The organism is Chryseobacterium bernardetii (assembly GCF_003815975.1).
GTDB lineage: Bacteria > Bacteroidota > Bacteroidia > Flavobacteriales > Weeksellaceae > Chryseobacterium > Chryseobacterium bernardetii.
Genome location: NZ_CP033932.1, coordinates 3,080,195 through 3,099,213 on the forward strand (window position 1 = coordinate 3,080,195; position 19,019 = coordinate 3,099,213).

Consider the following 19,019-nt stretch of genomic DNA (forward strand, 5'->3'; position numbering starts at 1 on the left):
TTCAGGAAGCATTTTCTATTTTTGCGGTAATGGAAAAAGTAGCTTTTATCATCAATCCTTTTTCGGCCAAAAAGAATTATCAGCCGTTTCTGAATGAACTTAAAAATAAGGTCGGTAATCCTTTGTATTATGTTTCCGAATCCATTCCGGGAACAGACGAATTCATCAAGACACATTTTGATGAAGTGGATATCTTTGTCGCGATTGGCGGCGATGGAACAATCTCTACCGTAGCTAAAAATCTGATTTCTACCGATAAGATATTAGCAATCTTTCCAGCTGGTTCAGGAAATGGCTTTTCTAATGAAACCCGTTTCAGTAAGAATCTTGATGAGCTTTTAGAGAAAATAAACGCAAAGCAGTCCAGAAAAATAGATACTTTTACTGTAAACGGAAGACTTTCCATCAACGTTTCAGGAACAGGATTTGACGGAAAAGTGGTGAAAGAGTTTGAAAAGACCAGCCGTGGTTTTAAAAACTATATTAAAGTTTCACTGAAGACCTTCTTTAACTATAAACCAATTAAGGTTACCTTCTTTGATGAAGAATATAAGCAGTATAATGGCAGATACCTCATGCTCAATATTGCCAATACCCGGCAGTTCGGGAATAATGCCTATATCGCACCCAAAGCAAGTAAAAGTGATGGATTGGTAGATATGGTTTTGGTTAAAAAATTCCCTCTTACGTATTCTGCATTGTTCGCTTTCAGGATGTTCACCAAGAGGCTAAAGGATGATGAATATGTAACCTATCTTCCTGTTTCGGAAATTTCATTCAAAGTAAATACTAAAAACTGGCACCTTGATGGTGAGTTCAATAAGATAGAATCACCGGTTCACGTGAAGGTACAGCCGGCGAGTTTGAGTATTTTAATTTAAAGTTCAAGGTTTAAATTTGTCGTGTAATCATCCGCTTTGCATTCATTATTCACTTGCGAAGTAAAATTGATTAGTGATATATTATCTATTTTTTTACCTGAAAATCATTTTTCAATCTGGTAAGAATTATTCAGGCAATAGTGTAACTGCTCTTTATCCAGTTGCTTTTCCCAGTTAGCTACAACAACAGTAGCTACAGAGTTTCCAATAACATTCGTTAAGGCACGGCATTCACTCATAAATTTATCAATTCCTAAGATAAGTGTCATTCCGGCAATCGGGATTTCGGGTACAACTGCCAGTGTTGCAGCCAATGTCACAAAACCTGCACCAGTAACACCGGCTGCCCCTTTTGAGCTTAACATGGCCACCAACAGAAGCATCAGCTGTTTCTCAATGGGAAGATGAATATTAAGGGCCTGGGCTATAAACAGAGAGGCAAGTGTCATGTAGATATTAGTTCCGTCAAGATTGAAAGAATAACCTGTAGGAACTACAAGGCCAACTATTGTTCGGGAGCAGCCTGCTTTTTCCATTTTTTCCATGATTCCCGGAAGAGCAGATTCCGAAGAACTTGTTCCTAACACCAGAAGAAGCTCTTCTTTAAGATAAAATAACAGCTTGAAAATATTAAACCCGTTATACCACGCCACAGTGCCTAAAACCAAGACCACAAAAAGGAAAGAGGTAATATAGAATGTTGCTACCAGGAATATAAGATTCAAAACCGAATGAAGTCCGTATTTTCCTATGGTAAAGGCCATTGCTCCAAAAGCTCCTACAGGAGCAAGCTTCATCAGGATATGAACGATCTTGAATACCGGAGCTGAGAGGTCCTGAAGGAAATCAGTTACTTTCTGACTTTTTTCCTTTGTTAAAACCAATGCAACCCCCATTAAAATAGCAACAAGAAGTACCTGAAGAATATTATCGCCTACCAAAGGGCTGAATAGTGTTTCCGGAATAATATTCATAATAAACCCTGTGAGTGTAGATTCGTGAGCTTTCTCCTGATACTCTGATACATCTCCTGAAAGGGTTGTAGGATCAATATTCAAACCATGGCCAGGCTGTAAAAGATTCCCAACTATCAGACCAATAATAAGAGCAAGGGTAGAGAAGGTGAAAAAATAGATCATTGCCTTCACTGCAATTCTTCCTACTTTTTTGAGATCGGTCATATGGGCAATTCCAAGGGTAAGGGTAATAAAGATGACCGGAGCGATAATCATTTTTACCAATTTGATAAAACCATCTCCTAATGGTTTCATTTTTTCTCCCAGTTCGGGATAAAAGTTTCCAAGAAAAATACCTGCAGTTATAGCGATGATAACCTGGAAATAAAGCTGATTGTATATTTTTTTTGCTTTCAATGAACAGTCGTTTGTTTTTTTAAGGCCGAAAATTAAGAATTTTTCATCTGAAAAACTGACAAAAGTCATAGAAATTAATCTACTTCTCTCTGATTAAGGATAAAAAAATCGGCTTCATTCAAAGAATGAAGCCGAAGCTATATTGTTAGTGGAATAAATATTTATTCTATTGCTACAGAATCGTCTCCGCGTCCGTCTGCAACAGCGTGAATGTTTCCATTTTCATCCAGGACTATTACTTCTGTTTTTCCGATTTGTTTTACCTTTTCAAAGGTATAGTTTTTCTTTTTCAGATCAGCTATAGTGCTTTCCGGGAAGTTATTTTCCACTTTTATGGTTTCTGGAAGCCACTGATGATGGAATTTAGGAGCGTTTACCGCAATATTGGCGTTTTGCTTAAAATCAACTACGTTTACAATAGATTGGTATACAGAGGTTGGGATGGTAGTTCCTCCCGGAGTTCCCACTACCATGTAAGGTTTTCCGTTCTTAAGCAGAATCGTAGGCGTCATGGAAGAAAGCATTCTTTTATTCGGCTGGATAGAGTTTGCTTCTCCGCCTACAGCTCCGAACATATTCGGAACTCCTGGTTTAATGGAGAAATCATCCATTTCATTGTTTAAAAAGAAGCCGGCTCCGGAAACAAGAACTTTGCTTCCATAATAACCATTAAGAGTGGTTGTTACAGATGCTGCATTTCCATCCTTATCAAGCACGGAAATGTGAGTGGTTTGAGTAGACTCTTTAGGTTGTTCTATAATTTTTCCAACTTCAGAACTAGGAGTGGCTTTATTAAAGCTGAAGCTTTTCCATCTGCCCTTTAAATATTCGTCGGAGATCAGATAAGATGTTTTATCCTGGATAAAATCCGGATCTCCCATATATTCTGCTCTGTCTGCAAAAGCCCTTCTTTCAGCCTCTGTCATGATCTGTACAGCCTGTGCAGAGTTTTGCTGATATTTTTCAAGGTTTTCAAAGCTGGCCATTCTCAGCATCTGAGCAAGAAGTAAACCTCCGCTGGAAGGTAAAGGCATCGAGACTACATGGTTGCCTTTATATTCAAATTCCAGGGCTTTTCTTTCTGCAACCTTATAATTTTTAAGGTCTTCCAAAGTAATGATTCCGTTTCCTCTTTTCATTTCAGCGATCAGAAGATCTGCTGTTTTACCTTCATAGAAACCTTTTGCACCTAGTTTTTGGATCAGTTTTAAAGTTTCTGCCAGATCTTTCTGTACCAAAAGATCTCCTGCTTTCCATGGAGTGTCTTTTACAAAAACGATAGCTGATTTATTATGTTTCTTAAAATGTTCCTGATTATTGTTAAGCATTTCTGCTTCCTGTTCAGTAATGGCAAATCCTTGTTCTGCCAGATCAATAGCAGGCTGAATGATTTTTTCCATTGGAAGTTTACAGTGTTTCAATGTAGCAAAAAAACCTGCTACACTGCCAGGGATACCTACTGCAAGGCGCCCATTTTGAGATAGATCAGTATTGGCTTTTCCGTTTTTATCGAGATACATGTCTCTGGAAGCTTTTTTAGGAGCAGTTTCTCGGTAATCCAAAGTAAATTTCTCCCCATTATTTTTTACGCCCACCAGAAATCCGCCTCCGCCAATGTTTCCTGCCTGTGGATACACTACAGCTAGTGCATACTGGGTAGCTGTAATGGCATCATAGGCATTTCCGCCCATTCTCAGGATTTTTGCTCCTGCTTCACTTGCAAGTGGATGTGCAGAAACTACCACACCTTTATTCTTAACCTTTACCTCTTTTACAATATTGATGTCTGTAAACTGGGCCCAGCTAAGCTGGCTGGCTAATATAACCGAAGCAATTAAAATCTTCTTCATATGATTGTTTTTTCTTGAAACAAAATTATTGATTTTTTTGGTAAATGGCTGCTATTATTAGGAATGTGAAAATTATCTTTTGTTTTTCATAATTATTAATATATTTTAAATTTATTTGTAATTAATTCTTTTATTATTTAATTGCTTTGATTAATATTTAATTTATTTAGATTTTTTATGATTTTTCATTCATTTTTTATGATTTGAATTGCTACATTTGAAAAAAAAAATACATGAAAAAAAATTACCAGAAAATTATCTTTTTAGGAACCTTGTTCTTTGTGTCAGCAAATGCATATGCGCAAGTAAAAGATTCCATAAAAGTAAAATCAGTAGATGAAGTAAAGATAACTGTTGGGTCCAGGAATAAAAGCCGCGTTGCAACTGATACGCCGGTTCCCGTGGATGTTATCAATATCGGATCACAGTCTGTATTAAGCCCACAAACTGATCTAAACCAGATTTTGAATTATGCCGCACCATCATTTACGTCCAACTCAACAACTGTGGCAGATGGTACAGACCACGTTGATCCCGCACAATTGAGAGGACTAGGGCCGGATCAGGTGCTTGTTTTGCTTAATGGAAAGAGAAGACATACCTCATCCTTGGTTAATATCAATGGTTCTCCAGGAAGAGGATCTGTAGGGACGGATCTTAATGCTATTCCCGCTTTTGCTATTGAAAGGCTGGAAGTATTGAGGGATGGTGCATCGGCACAGTATGGTTCTGATGCTATTGCCGGAGTTATTAATGTCATCATGAAGAAAAATACGAATGCCTTTACCGCGGCCATTACGGGAGGAGGCTTTAATTCAAAAGGAGCTAATGACCATCATGGAGGCTGGGATGGGGATAAATATCAGCTGGATCTGAACTATGGAACTAAAATTGGTAGTAATGGATTCATCAATTTTACAGCAAGCTTACTGCATAGAAATGATACAAGGAGAGCAAAATCAGCGGCAGGTGATATTTTTAATGCTTATAATGCTATTGAGCAGAGAGCATTAGAAAAAGGGGTTAATATTTCTTCTCTTTTTGGGAATATCAACAATACATCCAATACACAGCAAATCGTCAACTATATACATCAGTATGCTCAGGATGTAAGCTATTTTACAGCAGCACAGCAGGCTAGTATTCAGTCTGCGAATACAATTACCGCATTGCAGAATCTTCTCAAGGCTGATGTTACTGAAAATGAACTTGCCTACAGAGGATTAACAAGAGATGATTTTAATATGAGGGTTGGGCAGTCCAGACTAGGGTCGGGTCAGTTTTTTATGAACTCAGAATTTGATCTGTCTTCAACGATCCGTGGATATGCTTTTGGGGGAATATCCTACAGATCAGGGAATGCAGCAGGTTTTTACAGGAGACCCAATCAAAACAGAACTTCTACATCAATATATCCTAATGGTTTCCTGCCGGAAATTGCTTCTGATGTTATTGATCTCTCTTTTGCCGCAGGATTTAAAGGAAAATTAGGAAATATTAATTACGATATCAGCAACACTTTCGGGAGAAATACTTTTGACTACACAATAAAAAATACGGCCAATGCATCAATGTTATATCCCAGTAAAAAGGAATTCAATGCAGGAGGGCTTGGTTTTTCTCAAAATACTATTAATGCAGACTTTGATACTAAGATCGATTGGCTGAAAGGGTTTAATGTTGCTTTTGGAGGAGAGATGAGATTTGAAAAATACAAAATAGAAAAAGGGGAAGAAGCTTCATGGGCTCTTTATGATATTAACGGAAATATACAGACTCCAGGGACAAATCCTCTCTTGAAACCTACAGATTTTTTTGGAGTTTATACTCCTCCAAATCCTGATTTTCCAATTGGCCCAAATAATCAAGGGTCAACTACTAGTACCAGGCCGGGAGGTGCGCAGGTATTTCCAGGTTTTCGTCCTGAGAATGCTCTTAATAAGGGAAGGCATTCCGTTGCTGTTTATGCGGATACGGAACTGGATGTAACTGACAGATGGTTGCTGAGTGCTGCACTTAGGTTTGAAAATTACTCAGATTTTGGGTCTACTTTCAATTATAAAGTTGCCACAAGATATAAGCTTACGGACAATATTAATATACGGGCAGCCCATTCTACAGGATTTAGAGCGCCTTCTTTACAGCAGATTTATTTTAATGCTACAGCTACACAGTTTGTAGGTGGAGTGCCATATGAAGTGGGAACATTTTCTAATGATTCTGATGCAGCCAAATATTTAGGAATTCCACAATTGAAGCAAGAGGAATCAAAGAGTTATTCTGTTGGTTTTACAGCTAAGATCCCACAGGCAAATCTAACTTTTACAGTAGATGGTTATTATATTAAAATCAAAAACAGGGTGGTTTTGACTGATCAGTTTTCAAGACCGTCAGGAACTTATCCTGCGGATAGTGATCTTGGTAAATTACAGGCCGCTTTTGACAAGGCTAATGCGAATGCTGCTACTTTCTTTGCTAATGCTATTGATACTCAGACAAAAGGTATAGAAGGTGTTATTTCGCACAGAGCAAGATTTTCTCAGACACTAGCCCTGAATTCTGATTTTGCAGTTACGGTGTCAAAAACAAACAGGGTAGGTGATATCCATGGTTCCGATGTTTTGATCAATGCCGGGCAAATCAACAGATATTATTCGGAATCCAGCCGTGTTTATCTTGAAGAAGCGATCCCAAGATTCAAGGCTTCTCTCAATAATGCATTGGAAATTAATAAATTCAGTGTTTTGTTAAGAAATGTTTATTTCGGGAAAGTTACAGACCCTAATACAATGGATGCTAACGGGGATGGAATTGTAAGTGGAGAAATCATCAACGGGCAGGCTGTTGCTACAGAACATCCGGTTTGGGGAGGAAAAATAATTACAGATTTATCTGTGGGCTATATGTTTACTAAGAATTTTAAACTGACAATCGGAGCTAATAATTTGTTTGATATTTATCCGGATAAAAACTATGGTCCGACAATGGTGAAAACACCTTCTCTGAATGCATCCGGGAATCTTGTATATGTGGATGCTCCTGCTATTGATCTTTCTAATCAGAATCAGTTTGTATACTCAAGAAATGTTTCTCAGTTTGGAATGAATGGAAGGTTTCTTTTTGCCAGAGTGAATCTTAATTTTTAATCACTATTGTTTTGGTGACAAATAAAAGGTATACGAAAGTATACCTTTTTTATTATGGTTAGTATGTTTTTTTTACTTTTGTACAATTCTAAAAAAATCTGAAAATGGAATCCTATACGGAAAGAATACTGATTACAGGTGCCTTGGGACAAATCGGCACCGAACTTACTAACAGACTTGTTGAAATTCACGGAGCGGACAATGTTGTAGCTTCAGGTCTTGACAGATGGCAGGAGGGAATTACCTCTGCAGGGCATTATGAAAGAATGGACGTTACCAATACTCAATTAGTGAGACAGGTGATTAAAGATTATGATATCACTACAGTGTATCACCTTGCATCGCTTCTGTCCGGAACTTCGGAAAAGCAGCCAATTTTTGCGTGGAAACTAAATCTTGAGCCTCTTCTTCATTTTTGTGAAATGGCGAAAGAGGGGCTTATTAAAAAGATCTTCTGGCCGAGTTCCATTGCAGTATTTGGAAAAGGAATTCCAAAACATGATGTAGGGCAGGATGTGGTGTTGAACCCAACAACCGTTTATGGAATCTCTAAAATGGCAGGGGAGAAGTGGTGCGAATATTATTTTGATAAATATGGAGTGGATGTAAGAAGTATCAGATATCCTGGATTAATTTCATGGAAAACTCCGGCAGGTGGTGGTACAACCGATTATGCTGTTGAGATTTTCTATAAAGCTATTGAAGACGGTAAGTATACAAGTTTCATTTCAGAGAACACCGGAATGCCGATGTTGTATATGGATGATGCCATCAATGCTACTCTGAAATTAATGGATGCTCCAAAGGAAAGATTAACTGTTCGTTCATCTTATAATTTAGGAGGAATGTCATTTACTCCAAAAGAATTAGCAGAAGAAATCAAGAAAGAAATCCCGGATTTCAGCATTGATTATAACCCGGATTTCAGACAGGCCATTGCAGATTCCTGGCCGGCTTCTATTGATGATTCTGTAGCTAAAAAAGATTGGGGGCTGACTTATGATTTCGGAATTTCTGAAATGACGAAAGACATGATTAAGAATCTGAAAGTAAAATTAGCTAAGAATTAATAATATAAAGTATTACTTTATTTGGATATTGATTTAACATCTGATTTTTAATCTATTATAAATTTTATCTAAAATTTTATTTAAATGGTATTATTGACTTTTAACATTACGAATATTGCAGCTGAAGCCAAAAAAGGCTCTCAGATTACCCGTGATGAAAGGTTGAAAATTACTGAAGAGAATACAAAAGCGATTCTTAGAATTTTAGATATTCATGATATAAAAGCAAGTTTTTTTGTAGAAGTTTCTCTCACAGAAAAACTGCAGAATCTTATAAAAGCAATTTCATCCAAAGGGCATGAAATTGCTTTTTATAATCAAGGCTCAAATCTTGAAGAAATTGAAATCGCTAAGAAGAATATCGAGGATCTTTTAGAAAAACAGATCAGGGGAATTCGTCAGAAAGATGTGAAAATTGCTCAGGAAAATTTAAAACTTCTGGAGTTTAATTATGTTTCAAATATTGACAATGCTAATATCCTTTTTCCATTCAAACGTCTGAAAAGAAATACTGAAATTACAGAAGAAGATGGGCTGAGTATTGTGCCGGAAAGTATCTCTCCATACAGCCAGTTGCCTTATAATGATTTTGTCTTTCAGATCTTACCGATGAAATATTATCAGAATATGGTACTGGAAACATTACAGAATGAAGAATTTGTTCTGATTTATCTTAATGCATGGCAGTTTACGGATTTTAAAAAATACCGTTTTGATATTCCTTTTTACCGAAGCTTATTTTCGGGCAAAAAAATGGAGGACAAATTAGATGCCCTCCTTACTTTTCTTAACGAGAAGGATATGGCTACTTCCCGTATGAAAGATTATATTTTCTAGAATTTCGGGGTAGTGTAATTCGAGATTAACTCGAAATTTCAAAACCTGAATCCCTTTACTAACTAAGTTCAAAAAGAGTAATCTCCGGTAAAACACCGACTCTTCCCGGATATCCCAATACTCCGAACCCTCTGTTGACATACAGAAGTTTTCCTTCGCTTTCATATAAATCTGCCCACTTAGGGTATTTGTATTGTACCGGTGACCATTTTACATTTTTAAGATCCAGGCCAAACTGCATTCCATGGGTATGCCCTGAAAGGGTTAGATGAATGTTTCCAGGATGTTTTTTTACTACATGATCAAAATGGGTTGGGTCATGGCTCATCAGGATCTTTGTGGCAGATTCGGGAACTCCTTTTAAGGCGTTATCAATTTTGCCGAACTGAGGGAATGGCTTTAATCCCCAGTTCTCAACACCTAGTATATAGAGTTTTTCTCCGTTTTTTTCAATAATCCTGTGTTCGTTTCTGAGCATATCAAATCCCGCTTGGTTTTCATAACGGATTAAAGTATCAAGATTTTCTTTCTTAGCTGCAGGTGATGGCCATGTTACATAATCTCCGTAATCGTGGTTCCCTAAGACTGCAAACTTACCGTCTTTAGCCTTAATTTTTGAAAACAAAGGAATAAATGGCCTAAACTCATCTGCTACATTATTAACCATGTCTCCGGTGAATAAAACAAGATCTGGTTTTTGCTCGTTAATAAGATCAACAGCATGTTGCAGCTTGCTGGGATCAGAGAAACTTCCACTATGAACATCAGAGATCTGAATGATTTTATATCCTTTAAAACTTATCGGAAGATCAGGGAGTTTAACTTTTACTCTTCGTACCTTATGACGGTATTTCCCGAATGTAATACCATCAATGAACAGGGCTGAAAGTACACCGCTTATCCCTAATCCTACAAGGCTCAGGAATTTTCTTCTCTCCGGAAAGAAATTTTCAGATGGTTTGGCAAAGCCTACCAAATAACCTCCTGTTCTTACAATATCATCAATTAATAAAAATAAAACGATAAAGATTTTGGGAAGGATAAAGACCAGAAATACTGAAATCATGATCTGGGCCCTCAGCATGCTTCGGTCTGATCTCTGGTAATGAGTGACTTCATAAGCGAAGATTGCATATACAATTAAAGATATTACCCAATATCCTGTTCTTATCCAGAAGTTATCTGTAAGGGTTCTGATGGCCTGGTAGATGTAAATCTCCAAAAACAGGAAGATTCCGGCGGTAATTAAAAGATTCTTTGGCATATTCTGATTCAAAAAAAGCACAAAAGAAGACTTCCTTTGTGCTTTTATCTGTTTTAATTAAAATTATTCTTAAGGAAATCTGTAAACGATAGCATTGATGTTCATTCCGGCACCTACCGAAGTCATTACAATGTTACCTTTTTCTTTAAACGATTGACCTTCCATTTTTCCTTTAATTATTAAATCATACATAGTTGGAATGGTTGCAACAGATGTATTTCCAAGGTCCTGGATTGTCATAGGAGAAATAGCATGATCATATTCTTTCACATCATAAAGTCTGTGAAGTCTTTCAATCATAGCATAGTCCATTTTAGCGTTAGCCTGGTGGATAAGAATTTTGTCGATGTCTTCAATAGAAAGTCCTGCATCAGTAATCGTATCTTTGATCGCTACAGGAACATTTTTAAGAGCGTATTCGTAGATTTTTCTTCCTAGCATTCTTACATAAAGACGTTTCTGATCTATTTCTTTGTTGATAGAAGGTTGGTTTTCAAGATAATTTAACTCAGGTCCGTTGTCGCAGATTGTATTATGGGCAATAATTCCTACATTTTCTTCATCTGTTGCTTTTACTACTACAGCTCCGGCACCATCGGCAAAGATCATCCTGTTTCTGTCGTGCGGATCAGTTACGCGGCTTAATGTTTCAGCCCCAATAACAAGAATAGTTTTAGCAACTTTAGCTTTAATCAGGTTGTCTGCTAAAATCATACCTTCTACCCATCCCGGGCAACCGAAGATCATGTCATAGGTTACACATTTTCTGTTTTTAATTCCCAGCTTATTTTTTACTCTCGCTGCCATTGTAGGCATAAAGTCTGCATATCCGTTCTCAGTAACTTCCCCGAAATTGCTTGCGTAAATAATATAATCCAGTTCTTCGCCGTCTACTTTTGCATCTTCAAGGGCAATTTTTGCGGCTTCATAACCGATCTGTGAATTGGAAAGATGATCCTCAATAAACCTCCTGTTTTCGATTTCTGTAATTTCTACAAACTTCGCAATGGTCTCTTCCACAGGCTTTTCAATCTTTACTCCGTCTTCAGTATAAAACTCGGAATTCATGAAGTAATCTCTACCAATAACTCTGTTCGGAATATAACATCCAGAGCCAATAATGATCGTATTCGGCATTCGTTTATATGATTTTTTTAAAGATGCAAAGTTAATAATTAATATTAATAACGGAGAATTAAAAATATTATTAAATTTGCAAAAATTGTACTTTACAATCTATGAAAAACAACCCATCCTTAAAAGGCTTACTTATTGCAGGTGTGGCGTTTATCGTTGCCTTTGGGATCTACTTCCTTTTTTTAGCCAAGAAGAATTATTATGTTGTAGATAATCCTACCCCTAACACGTATTACTTTAAAATCAATAACGGTTCTGAAGGAATTATATCGGCGGGGCAGTATGTGCATGTGGATTTGAATAAAGGGAAAAACTCTATTCAGGTTTTCGATCAGAATAAAAAAATGCTTTATGATTCAGCATTTGAAGTAAACAAACTTCGTGGTCTGCTTAATATTGCGCATCAGGATTACTACGTGAATGACCAGTACTACGGGTATAACCTTAAAAAAGATTCGTTATTGACGGCTCTTGATAAAACCGTTATTGACGGAAAGGATTACTACGGAGGAGCAAAGCGTTTCAATAAGCTTTACACAGAAGATTTTTACTACAATGTAGATGAAGACTATGACAAAGTGATCAAAAATGTCCAGAAAGTGGAATCGAGATCAAAAATCTTCAGAAAGCAGGATTACCTAAATTATTATAAAGAATATTACAAGTTTTAAGTTTTGACAAAAGATATCACTAAAGTTACTCCCTACAATTCTGAGGCTACCAAGAAAAGCCAGGTAGAGGATATGTTCGACAATATTGCGCCGAAGTATGACCTTTTGAACCATGTTTTATCCATGAAAATTGATGTTTTATGGAGAAATAAACTGGTAAAATGGATGAAAAATGATAATCCGCAGGAAGTGCTGGATGTGGCTACAGGAACGGGAGATCTGGCAATTACGATTGAAAAAGGAACCGGTTCAAAAGTAGTTGGTTTAGATTTATCACAACAAATGCTCAATGTTGGCGTTATTAAAATAAAAAAACTTAAATTAGACGGCAAAATTTCCATGCAAAAAGGTGATGCAGAAAATTTACCTTTCGAGGACAATAGATTTGATGCTGTTTCCGTTGCATTTGGAGTAAGGAATTTTGAGAACCTTACCAAAGGTTTGGCAGAGTTAAGAAGAGTAGTTAAAGATAACAAGAGTGTTTATATACTGGAGTTTTCAAAGGTTGAGGGTTTCATGGGACCATTGTATATGTTTTATTTCAGAAACATATTACCTGCAATAGGCAGGCTGGTTTCCAAAGATAATAGGGCGTATACATACCTTCCGGATTCTGTAAATGCTTTTCCTTTTGGGGAGAAGATGAAGCAAATTCTTTTAGATACGGGATTTAAGAAAGTTGAATATAAAAAACTAAGTTTAGGTATAGCCACAATTTATAAAGCAACAAAGTAACCTATGAATAAATTTCTATTAAAAGCACTGGTTTTAACCTCAGTAAATGTTGCCGTTTTTGCAAACGCGCAGTTTAGAACCCGAAACAGAATGGATAAGTTGGAAGATTTCGACGAACAGAAATTCAGTTGGGGTTTTTATTTGAACGGGAATAAACTGGACTACCGAATCGTATTGCATCCAACCTATGGGATGAAAGATAATCAGAATCTTGTGACCAGCACTAAAGAAAGTTACAGCTTCGGTGCAGGGCTTATTGCCAAATGGAGACTGAATGATTATCTGGATGTAAGAGTAGAGCCGGGGTTACAGTTTGCACAAAGACAGCTGACTTTTGATACTCAATCCAATGATGCGTATGCAGGCGGATCTGTAACTAATCCTCCTTTTACGCCGATCCCTTTACAGGAAAAAGATAAAGTAAGGGATATTAAATCCACATTGGTTGACATTCCGGTACTTTTGGAGCTTCATGGAAGAAGATGGTATAACTCAAGACCATACGTTGCTGCCGGGGTAAACTACGTAGTGAACCTACAGTCTAACTCCAGTTCTACAGATGACAATATGCAGCAGATTTTCAGAACTACTACCCACAATTTCGCGTGGTCTGCAGAAATGGGAATCCAGTTTTATTTCAATAAATTTAAACTGACTCCTGCCATCAGAGGTACATTCTTCATGAATAATGAGAAAGTGGCAGATAATGCTACTACACCTCCTTATTGGGCTTCTGCAATTTCTACATTACAGACCAGAGCTGTAATGTTCGTACTGAAATTCGAATAAGAAATTATTATACTAAAAATACTCAGGAGATGCTTTTGCGTCTCCTTTTTTGTTGGCAGATCAAAATATAGGACTATTTATTTTTGTTAGTGTTAATATTTTTTTATTTTTGCTACAAGTTAGAATATACAAACCTGAAATGCTTCAAGATTTAGAAAACAATTTTTCAGAATTAGAGAGAAAAATTTTGGCTCTGCAAAAGAATTATAAAAATCTTACTGAAAAGTTATCAGAATTGACTAGTGAGCATGAAGAGCTGAAGGTGAAATATGATGAGGAAAGAAGAAGAAATCAGGTATTAGCAGAAGAGCAAAAAAATATAAAACTTTATTCAGCAATATCAGGAAATCCTGAACACAATAGGTTAATGAAAAACCACATCAACAGATTAGTGAAAGAAATTGATTTCTGTATTGCTCAGCTTCAAAACAGTGGATTATAATGGAGGTAAGGAGAATAACCATCAACATTGCAGGAAGAGTGTATCCGCTGAACGTACCGGCAGCAGAAGAAGAAACGTTGCGTAAGGTAGGGAAGCAGATCGAGAATATGATTAAAGATTTTGAACAGAACTTCGATGTAAGAGATAAACAGGATGCTTTGGCAATGTGTGCCCTTAAACTGGGAACCAATGCAGAAGTTGTTTCTCTTAACTACGAGAAAAATATTAATTCTACCAACGAAAGATTACAACAGATCAATCAATCGTTGAATGAAATCGGGAAATAGATTTTTTTTCCTGAACAAGCTGCCTACAATAATTCTAACACATTAAAGGTAAACTCAACGCTAAACAATTACCGAACAAATGTCCTCTGAATGGCGTGCCGGTCTTCCGGATTACAGACAGTGGAAATCAGTTCAAATCGTGTTGATTAGGAGTTTACTCTCAATCTCTGGATTATTGTAGGCTATTTTATTTTAAAAGGATATGAATACAATTAAAACTCAATATACATTATGATAGAACTTATAGTCGGTGTTGTTTGTTTGGTAATCGGAGCGGCCGTGGGAATGTTTTTCTCCAGGAGTTCTCTGAATACTAAGGCAAAATTTATTATAGATGATGCAAAGAAAAACGCCGAAAATCTTATAGAAAAAGCCAACGTACAGGCTGAATCCATAAAGAAGGAAAAGAACCTGCAGGCTAAAGAAAAGTTCCTTGAACTGAAATCACAGCATGATGCTGACATCCAGTCCCGCGAAAAGAAAATGCAGGAGATTGAAAAAAGAACTAAAGACAAGGAGCATAAGCTTAATGATGAGCTTAGCAAGATTGGAAAACTTGAAAAAGATTTAGACAGACAGATTGCTGATTATTCTAAGAAAAATGAAATTTTGGAGAAGAAGCAGCACGAATTGGATACTGCTACAGCTAAAAAAGTTGAAATTCTTGAAAAGATATCAAACTATACCGCTGAAGAAGCTAAAGCAGAATTGGTAGAAACCATGAAAGCAGAAGCTAAAACCAGAGCTCAGGCACACGTTCAGAGCATTATGGAGGAAGCTCAGATGAATGCTAAGAATGAAGCGAGAAAGATTGTTATCCAAACCATTCAGAGAATCGGTACAGAACAGGCTATCGAAAATTCCGTATCAGTATTCAACATTGAATCTGATGAAGTAAAAGGTAGAATCATCGGTAGAGAAGGTAGAAATATCCGTGCTTTAGAAGCCGTAACAGGAGTTGAGATCATCGTTGATGATACCCCTGAAGCCATCCTGCTTTCATGCTTTGATCCGGTAAGAAGAGAGATCGCAAGATTATCACTTCACAGATTGGTTACCGATGGTAGAATTCACCCGGCAAGAATCGAAGAAGTTGTAGAAAAAACAAGAAAACAAATTGAAGAGGAAATTATTGAAGTAGGAAAGAGAACGATTATTGATTTAGGAATCCACGGATTACACCCTGAGTTAATCAAGATCGTTGGTAGAATGAAATACCGTTCTTCTTACGGACAGAACCTGTTACAGCACTCAAGAGAAGTAGCTAACATTGCTGCAACTATGGCTGCAGAATTAGGATTAAACGTTAAGCTAGCGAAGAGAGCGGGTCTTTTACACGATATCGGTAAAGTTCCTGAGCAGGAATCAGAATTACCTCACGCGCTATTAGGAATGCAGTGGGCTGAGAAATACGGTGAAAACCCTGAAGTGGTAAACGCTATTGGTGCTCACCACGACGAAATTGAAATGAAGTCTCTGTTGTCTCCAATCATTCAGGTAGCCGATGCTATCTCAGGTGCAAGACCAGGTGCAAGAAGACAGGTATTGGAATCTTATATCCAGAGACTGAAAGATCTTGAATCTGCAGCATTAAGCTTCGATGGAGTATCCAGCGCCTATGCAATCCAGGCAGGTAGAGAGCTGAGAGTAATGGTAGAAAGTGGAAAAGTGAACGATGAAGTAGCTTCTCAACTGTCTTACGATATCTCTGAAAAGATCCAGAATGAGCTTACTTACCCTGGACAGGTGAAAGTAACCGTAATCAGAGAAACAAGAGCAGTGAACATTGCAAGATAATAATCACAGCAAGATATTTTATAAAAACCTTTCAAGAAATTGAAAGGTTTTTTATTTTTATCAAAACTTAACAATGCAAGAACTATCTCTGTCTTCAAAACTGAAGTACATTTTCTCTATTCCTGTTATTATCTCGGCGCTAGGCTACTTTGTAGACATTTATGACCTTCTTCTTTTTGGGATTGTAAGGATTCCCAGTTTAAAAGCACTAGGGCTTAACCCGGATGCTGACGGAACCTTTATTTTGAACTGCCAGATGGTAGGGCTTCTTCTTGGCGGAGTATTCTGGGGCATTTTCGGAGATAAGAAAGGAAGACTTTCCGTACTCTTTGGTTCTATTCTTGTATATTCTCTGGCGAATATCGCCTGTGGATTTTTACCCTATTTCCCAAAAGGACATTTAGTATACCAGTATGCTGCTTTAAGGTTTGTAGCGGGTGTTGGCCTCGCCGGAGAGCTTGGAGCCGGAATTACACTGGTTTCTGAGAGTCTGCCGAAGAATCTGAGAGCAATTGGTACCTCTGTGGTTGCCGGTTTTGGATTAATGGGGGCTGTTGTTGCTCAGTTAACAGTAGAATTAGCGGGAGGATGGAATATTTCCTATATCATTGGTGGAATAATGGGAATTCTGTTATTACTCTTGAGAATAAGTGTCTCAGAATCCGGGATCTATAAAAATCTTGAGCATAAAAACGTTTCCAAAGGGAATTTTCTTTCCTTTTTCACCAATAAGGACAGGCTGATCCGTTATCTGAAATGCATTGCAGTAGGATTGCCTACCTGGTATTGTATAGGGATTCTTGCAGTTTTAGCCAACCAATTTGCTCCTGAATTCGGAATTAAAGATATCAGCCCCGGAAAAGCAATTATGTGGGCTTATGTAGGCATTTCTGCAGGAGACCTCATGAGTGGTTTTATCTCCCATGCTTTGAAATCGCGTAAAATGGCCATTTTCTACATGCTGCTTTTCACCTTGGCTGGGGTAGGAATTATGCTGTTTGGAAATACCAATACCGAGACAAAATATTACTTGTTCTGCATATGGCTGGGCTTCGGTACAGGGTATTGGGCGATGTTTGTAACCCTTGCGGCAGAGCAGTTCGGAACCAATATCAGAAATACGGCAACCACAACTGTTCCGAATATGGTACGGGGATTAGTACCTGTAATGATTCTTGCTTTTGATTGTCTTAAAGGTAGTTTTTCAGTAATCGAAAGTGCTGCTATTGTAGGAGTAGTTGTATTTGGATTAGCGTTTTATTCTTCACTAACGATTGCAGAGACGCATAATAAAGACCTTGAATTTACAGAGTGATTTAAAGCTGTTTAAAAAACTAAAATAGGTTTGTCTTGTTTTGTGGTATCATAATTATATTTAAATCAATAAATTATTGAAATTTGAATATAATTTTGTTGCAGATAATTAATATTTGTTTAACTTTGGGAGGTAACTAAAACTATATTGTTTAATCCAAAAACAAATCACATGAACATTATTAAAAATGCTAAAAAGCTAAAAAAACAGGATCTTAAAAGTATTACAGGAGGAATAAGCGGTAAACCAGATCTGTCTCTTTGCGGATGCAGCTGCTCAGGAGCTGTTACGGGTCCGGATTATTGCTCCATATATATGGGTTGCCCACAGGTTTATAACTGTGGACAGGTATAGAAGTTATTGAATTATGAAATAAACATTTCCACATTTAATAGGCAGCACCCTACTGGTTTCAGAAGGGTGCTGCTGCTTTTAGTGAATAATATAAAGTAAACTTCCGATACTGATAGTTACCCAAAGCAATACAGCGGTAAACAGCGGCTTAAAACCTATCGTTTTTAAAGTCTGGATGGAAAGGGTGGATCCAATAAAGAATAAAGTCAGATTAAGCCCTGATTTGGCAAAAGAGGTGATAGCTGTGCTGAACTGATTCATGAAAGGAAAGTAAGTGTTCAGCAGAATGGCCAGAATGAAGTAACCAATAAACCATGGAATTTTAATTTTTGAATCCTTACTTTTAAAAATGAACATGGTAATCAGGGAAACAGGAATAATCCACAACGCACGGGCTAATTTAACCGTGGTTGCGATTTTTAAAGCTTCATTGCCATATTTGCTGGCAGCTCCTACAACAGAGCTTGTATCATGAATCCCGACTGCACACCATAGCCCGAACTGTTCCTGGGTAAGATTCAAAAGATGTCCGATAGCGGGATAAACAAATAAAGCAATCGAGTTTAAGGTGAAAACAATAGCTAGTGCCAAAGAGATCTGCTTTGTACTGGGTTTGATAATGGGTGAAACCGCTGCAATGGCACTTCCTCCGCAAATAGCTGTTCCGGCAGAAAGAAGATAAGATAAAGGCCTTTCAAGCTTAAAGATCTTTCCCAGAAAATATCCCAAAACCATTACACTGATGATGCTCACAACAGTTAGCATTAATCCCGTTTTTCCGGCATGCAGCGCTTCATCAAGTTTTAATCCGAAACCTAACCCAACAATAGAGACCTGCAACAGCAGATGAATATATTGATGCAAATGTTTTTCAAATGGATTTCCCATAAAAACTGCCAGGACAAAACCTAAGGCCAGGGCAATGGGAGAAGAAATAAATGGAGTAAGGCACAACACTGCCAGTCCAATAAAAATTACCTTTCGTGTTCTTTCATTTTGAATGAAATATTTCATATTGTGAACTTTTAAAATCGGAATCAAAATTCGACAATATGTTATTACGAAGTAAAT

At 37.3% G+C, this 19,019-nt stretch carries 17 protein-coding genes; 12 read left to right on the forward strand and 5 right to left on the reverse strand.

Features of this window, described 5'->3' with window-relative positions:
- The first annotated feature begins 29 nt into the window (after nt 1-29).
- Nucleotides 30-881, forward strand: a complete 852-nt coding sequence (locus tag EG339_RS14115) for a diacylglycerol/lipid kinase family protein (protein ID WP_123870620.1) — start codon at nt 30-32, stop codon at nt 879-881.
- A gap of 104 nt (nt 882-985) precedes the next feature.
- Here EG339_RS14115 and EG339_RS14120 read toward each other — a convergent pair whose 3' ends face one another.
- Together EG339_RS14120 and ggt are read right to left on the reverse strand one after the other, a co-directional pair.
- On the reverse strand, nt 986-2,254 hold the full coding sequence (locus tag EG339_RS14120) for a dicarboxylate/amino acid:cation symporter (RefSeq protein WP_123870621.1): 1,269 nt from the start codon (nt 2,252-2,254) through the stop codon (nt 986-988).
- 161 nt (nt 2,255-2,415) lie between these two features.
- Entirely contained in the window at nt 2,416-4,104 is a 1,689-nt protein-coding gene (ggt, locus tag EG339_RS14125) for a gamma-glutamyltransferase (RefSeq protein ID WP_123870622.1), read from the reverse strand.
- Nucleotides 4,105-4,337: 233 nt separating this feature from the next.
- On the opposite strand from ggt, the gene EG339_RS14130 reads away from it, so the two are divergent.
- From EG339_RS14130 to EG339_RS14140, 3 genes are all read left to right on the forward strand, one after another.
- Nucleotides 4,338-7,250, forward strand: a complete 2,913-nt coding sequence (locus EG339_RS14130) for a TonB-dependent receptor plug domain-containing protein (RefSeq protein ID WP_123870623.1) — start codon at nt 4,338-4,340, stop codon at nt 7,248-7,250.
- A 104-nt stretch (nt 7,251-7,354) separates the two neighbouring features.
- Nucleotides 7,355-8,320 carry an NAD-dependent epimerase/dehydratase family protein gene (locus EG339_RS14135; protein WP_123870624.1) on the forward strand — a complete coding sequence of 322 codons (966 nt, stop codon included), beginning with the start codon at nt 7,355-7,357 and terminating at the stop codon, nt 8,318-8,320.
- A gap of 84 nt (nt 8,321-8,404) precedes the next feature.
- Nucleotides 8,405-9,157 (forward strand): polysaccharide deacetylase family protein, encoded by a 753-nt coding sequence (locus EG339_RS14140; RefSeq protein ID WP_123870625.1) that lies wholly within the window; start codon nt 8,405-8,407, stop codon nt 9,155-9,157.
- 58 nt (nt 9,158-9,215) lie between these two features.
- Here EG339_RS14140 and EG339_RS14145 read toward each other — a convergent pair whose 3' ends face one another.
- Nucleotides 9,216-10,421, reverse strand: coding sequence for a metallophosphoesterase (locus tag EG339_RS14145; protein ID WP_123870626.1), 1,206 nt, complete (start codon nt 10,419-10,421; stop codon nt 9,216-9,218).
- A gap of 69 nt (nt 10,422-10,490) precedes the next feature.
- Nucleotides 10,491-11,558 (reverse strand): 3-oxoacyl-ACP synthase III family protein, encoded by a 1,068-nt coding sequence (locus EG339_RS14150; protein WP_123870627.1) that lies wholly within the window; start codon nt 11,556-11,558, stop codon nt 10,491-10,493.
- Between the two features lie 101 nt (nt 11,559-11,659).
- On the opposite strand from EG339_RS14150, the gene EG339_RS14155 reads away from it, so the two are divergent.
- The 8 genes from EG339_RS14155 (at nt 11,660) to EG339_RS14190 (ending at nt 17,948) form a co-directional block, all read left to right on the forward strand.
- A complete protein-coding gene (locus EG339_RS14155) occupies nt 11,660-12,229 on the forward strand; it encodes a hypothetical protein (protein ID WP_123870628.1) in 570 nt (189 codons plus the stop codon).
- A 72-nt stretch (nt 12,230-12,301) separates the two neighbouring features.
- Nucleotides 12,302-12,964 (forward strand): bifunctional demethylmenaquinone methyltransferase/2-methoxy-6-polyprenyl-1,4-benzoquinol methylase UbiE, encoded by a 663-nt coding sequence (gene ubiE / locus EG339_RS14160; protein ID WP_262706923.1) that lies wholly within the window; start codon nt 12,302-12,304, stop codon nt 12,962-12,964.
- A 3-nt stretch (nt 12,965-12,967) separates the two neighbouring features.
- Entirely contained in the window at nt 12,968-13,753 is a 786-nt protein-coding gene (gene porT, locus EG339_RS14165) for a type IX secretion/gliding motility protein PorT/SprT (RefSeq protein WP_123870630.1), read from the forward strand.
- A 52-nt stretch (nt 13,754-13,805) separates the two neighbouring features.
- Complete coding sequence (locus tag EG339_RS14170) at nt 13,806-14,195, forward strand: hypothetical protein (RefSeq protein ID WP_225717805.1); 390 nt, start codon at nt 13,806-13,808, stop codon at nt 14,193-14,195.
- Nucleotides 14,195-14,482, forward strand: coding sequence for a cell division protein ZapA (locus EG339_RS14175; RefSeq protein WP_066699074.1), 288 nt, complete (start codon nt 14,195-14,197; stop codon nt 14,480-14,482). The genes EG339_RS14170 and EG339_RS14175 overlap by 1 nt, the downstream gene beginning before the upstream one ends.
- Before the next feature lie 231 nt (nt 14,483-14,713).
- On the forward strand, nt 14,714-16,279 hold the full coding sequence (gene rny / locus EG339_RS14180; RefSeq protein ID WP_185147650.1) for a ribonuclease Y: 1,566 nt from the start codon (nt 14,714-14,716) through the stop codon (nt 16,277-16,279).
- 73 nt (nt 16,280-16,352) lie between these two features.
- Nucleotides 16,353-17,594 (forward strand): MFS transporter, encoded by a 1,242-nt coding sequence (locus EG339_RS14185; RefSeq protein WP_123870632.1) that lies wholly within the window; start codon nt 16,353-16,355, stop codon nt 17,592-17,594.
- 171 nt (nt 17,595-17,765) lie between these two features.
- Entirely contained in the window at nt 17,766-17,948 is a 183-nt protein-coding gene (locus EG339_RS14190; RefSeq protein ID WP_073300227.1) for a hypothetical protein, read from the forward strand.
- 78 nt (nt 17,949-18,026) lie between these two features.
- Here the strand turns inward: EG339_RS14190 and EG339_RS14195 are convergent, their stop codons facing one another.
- A complete protein-coding gene (locus EG339_RS14195; RefSeq protein ID WP_123870633.1) occupies nt 18,027-18,962 on the reverse strand; it encodes a YeiH family protein in 936 nt (311 codons plus the stop codon).
- Nucleotides 18,963-19,019: the final 57 nt, after the last annotated feature.

Coding starts and splice junctions, on each gene's coding strand:
- EG339_RS14140 (WP_123870625.1), top strand. CDS start 8,405: ATGGTATTATTGACTTTTAACATTACGAATATTGCAGCTGAAGCCAAA.
- ubiE (WP_262706923.1), top strand. CDS start 12,302: ATGTTCGACAATATTGCGCCGAAGTATGACCTTTTGAACCATGTTTTA.
- EG339_RS14115 (WP_123870620.1), top strand. CDS start 30: ATGGAAAAAGTAGCTTTTATCATCAATCCTTTTTCGGCCAAAAAGAAT.
- EG339_RS14195 (WP_123870633.1), bottom strand. CDS start 18,962: ATGAAATATTTCATTCAAAATGAAAGAACACGAAAGGTAATTTTTATT.
- EG339_RS14185 (WP_123870632.1), top strand. CDS start 16,353: ATGCAAGAACTATCTCTGTCTTCAAAACTGAAGTACATTTTCTCTATT.
- porT (WP_123870630.1), top strand. CDS start 12,968: ATGAATAAATTTCTATTAAAAGCACTGGTTTTAACCTCAGTAAATGTT.
- rny (WP_185147650.1), top strand. CDS start 14,714: ATGATAGAACTTATAGTCGGTGTTGTTTGTTTGGTAATCGGAGCGGCC.
- EG339_RS14175 (WP_066699074.1), top strand. CDS start 14,195: ATGGAGGTAAGGAGAATAACCATCAACATTGCAGGAAGAGTGTATCCG.
- EG339_RS14130 (WP_123870623.1), top strand. CDS start 4,338: ATGAAAAAAAATTACCAGAAAATTATCTTTTTAGGAACCTTGTTCTTT.
- EG339_RS14135 (WP_123870624.1), top strand. CDS start 7,355: ATGGAATCCTATACGGAAAGAATACTGATTACAGGTGCCTTGGGACAA.
- EG339_RS14155 (WP_123870628.1), top strand. CDS start 11,660: ATGAAAAACAACCCATCCTTAAAAGGCTTACTTATTGCAGGTGTGGCG.
- EG339_RS14150 (WP_123870627.1), bottom strand. CDS start 11,558: ATGCCGAATACGATCATTATTGGCTCTGGATGTTATATTCCGAACAGA.
- EG339_RS14145 (WP_123870626.1), bottom strand. CDS start 10,421: ATGCCAAAGAATCTTTTAATTACCGCCGGAATCTTCCTGTTTTTGGAG.
- ggt (WP_123870622.1), bottom strand. CDS start 4,104: ATGAAGAAGATTTTAATTGCTTCGGTTATATTAGCCAGCCAGCTTAGC.
- EG339_RS14190 (WP_073300227.1), top strand. CDS start 17,766: ATGAACATTATTAAAAATGCTAAAAAGCTAAAAAAACAGGATCTTAAA.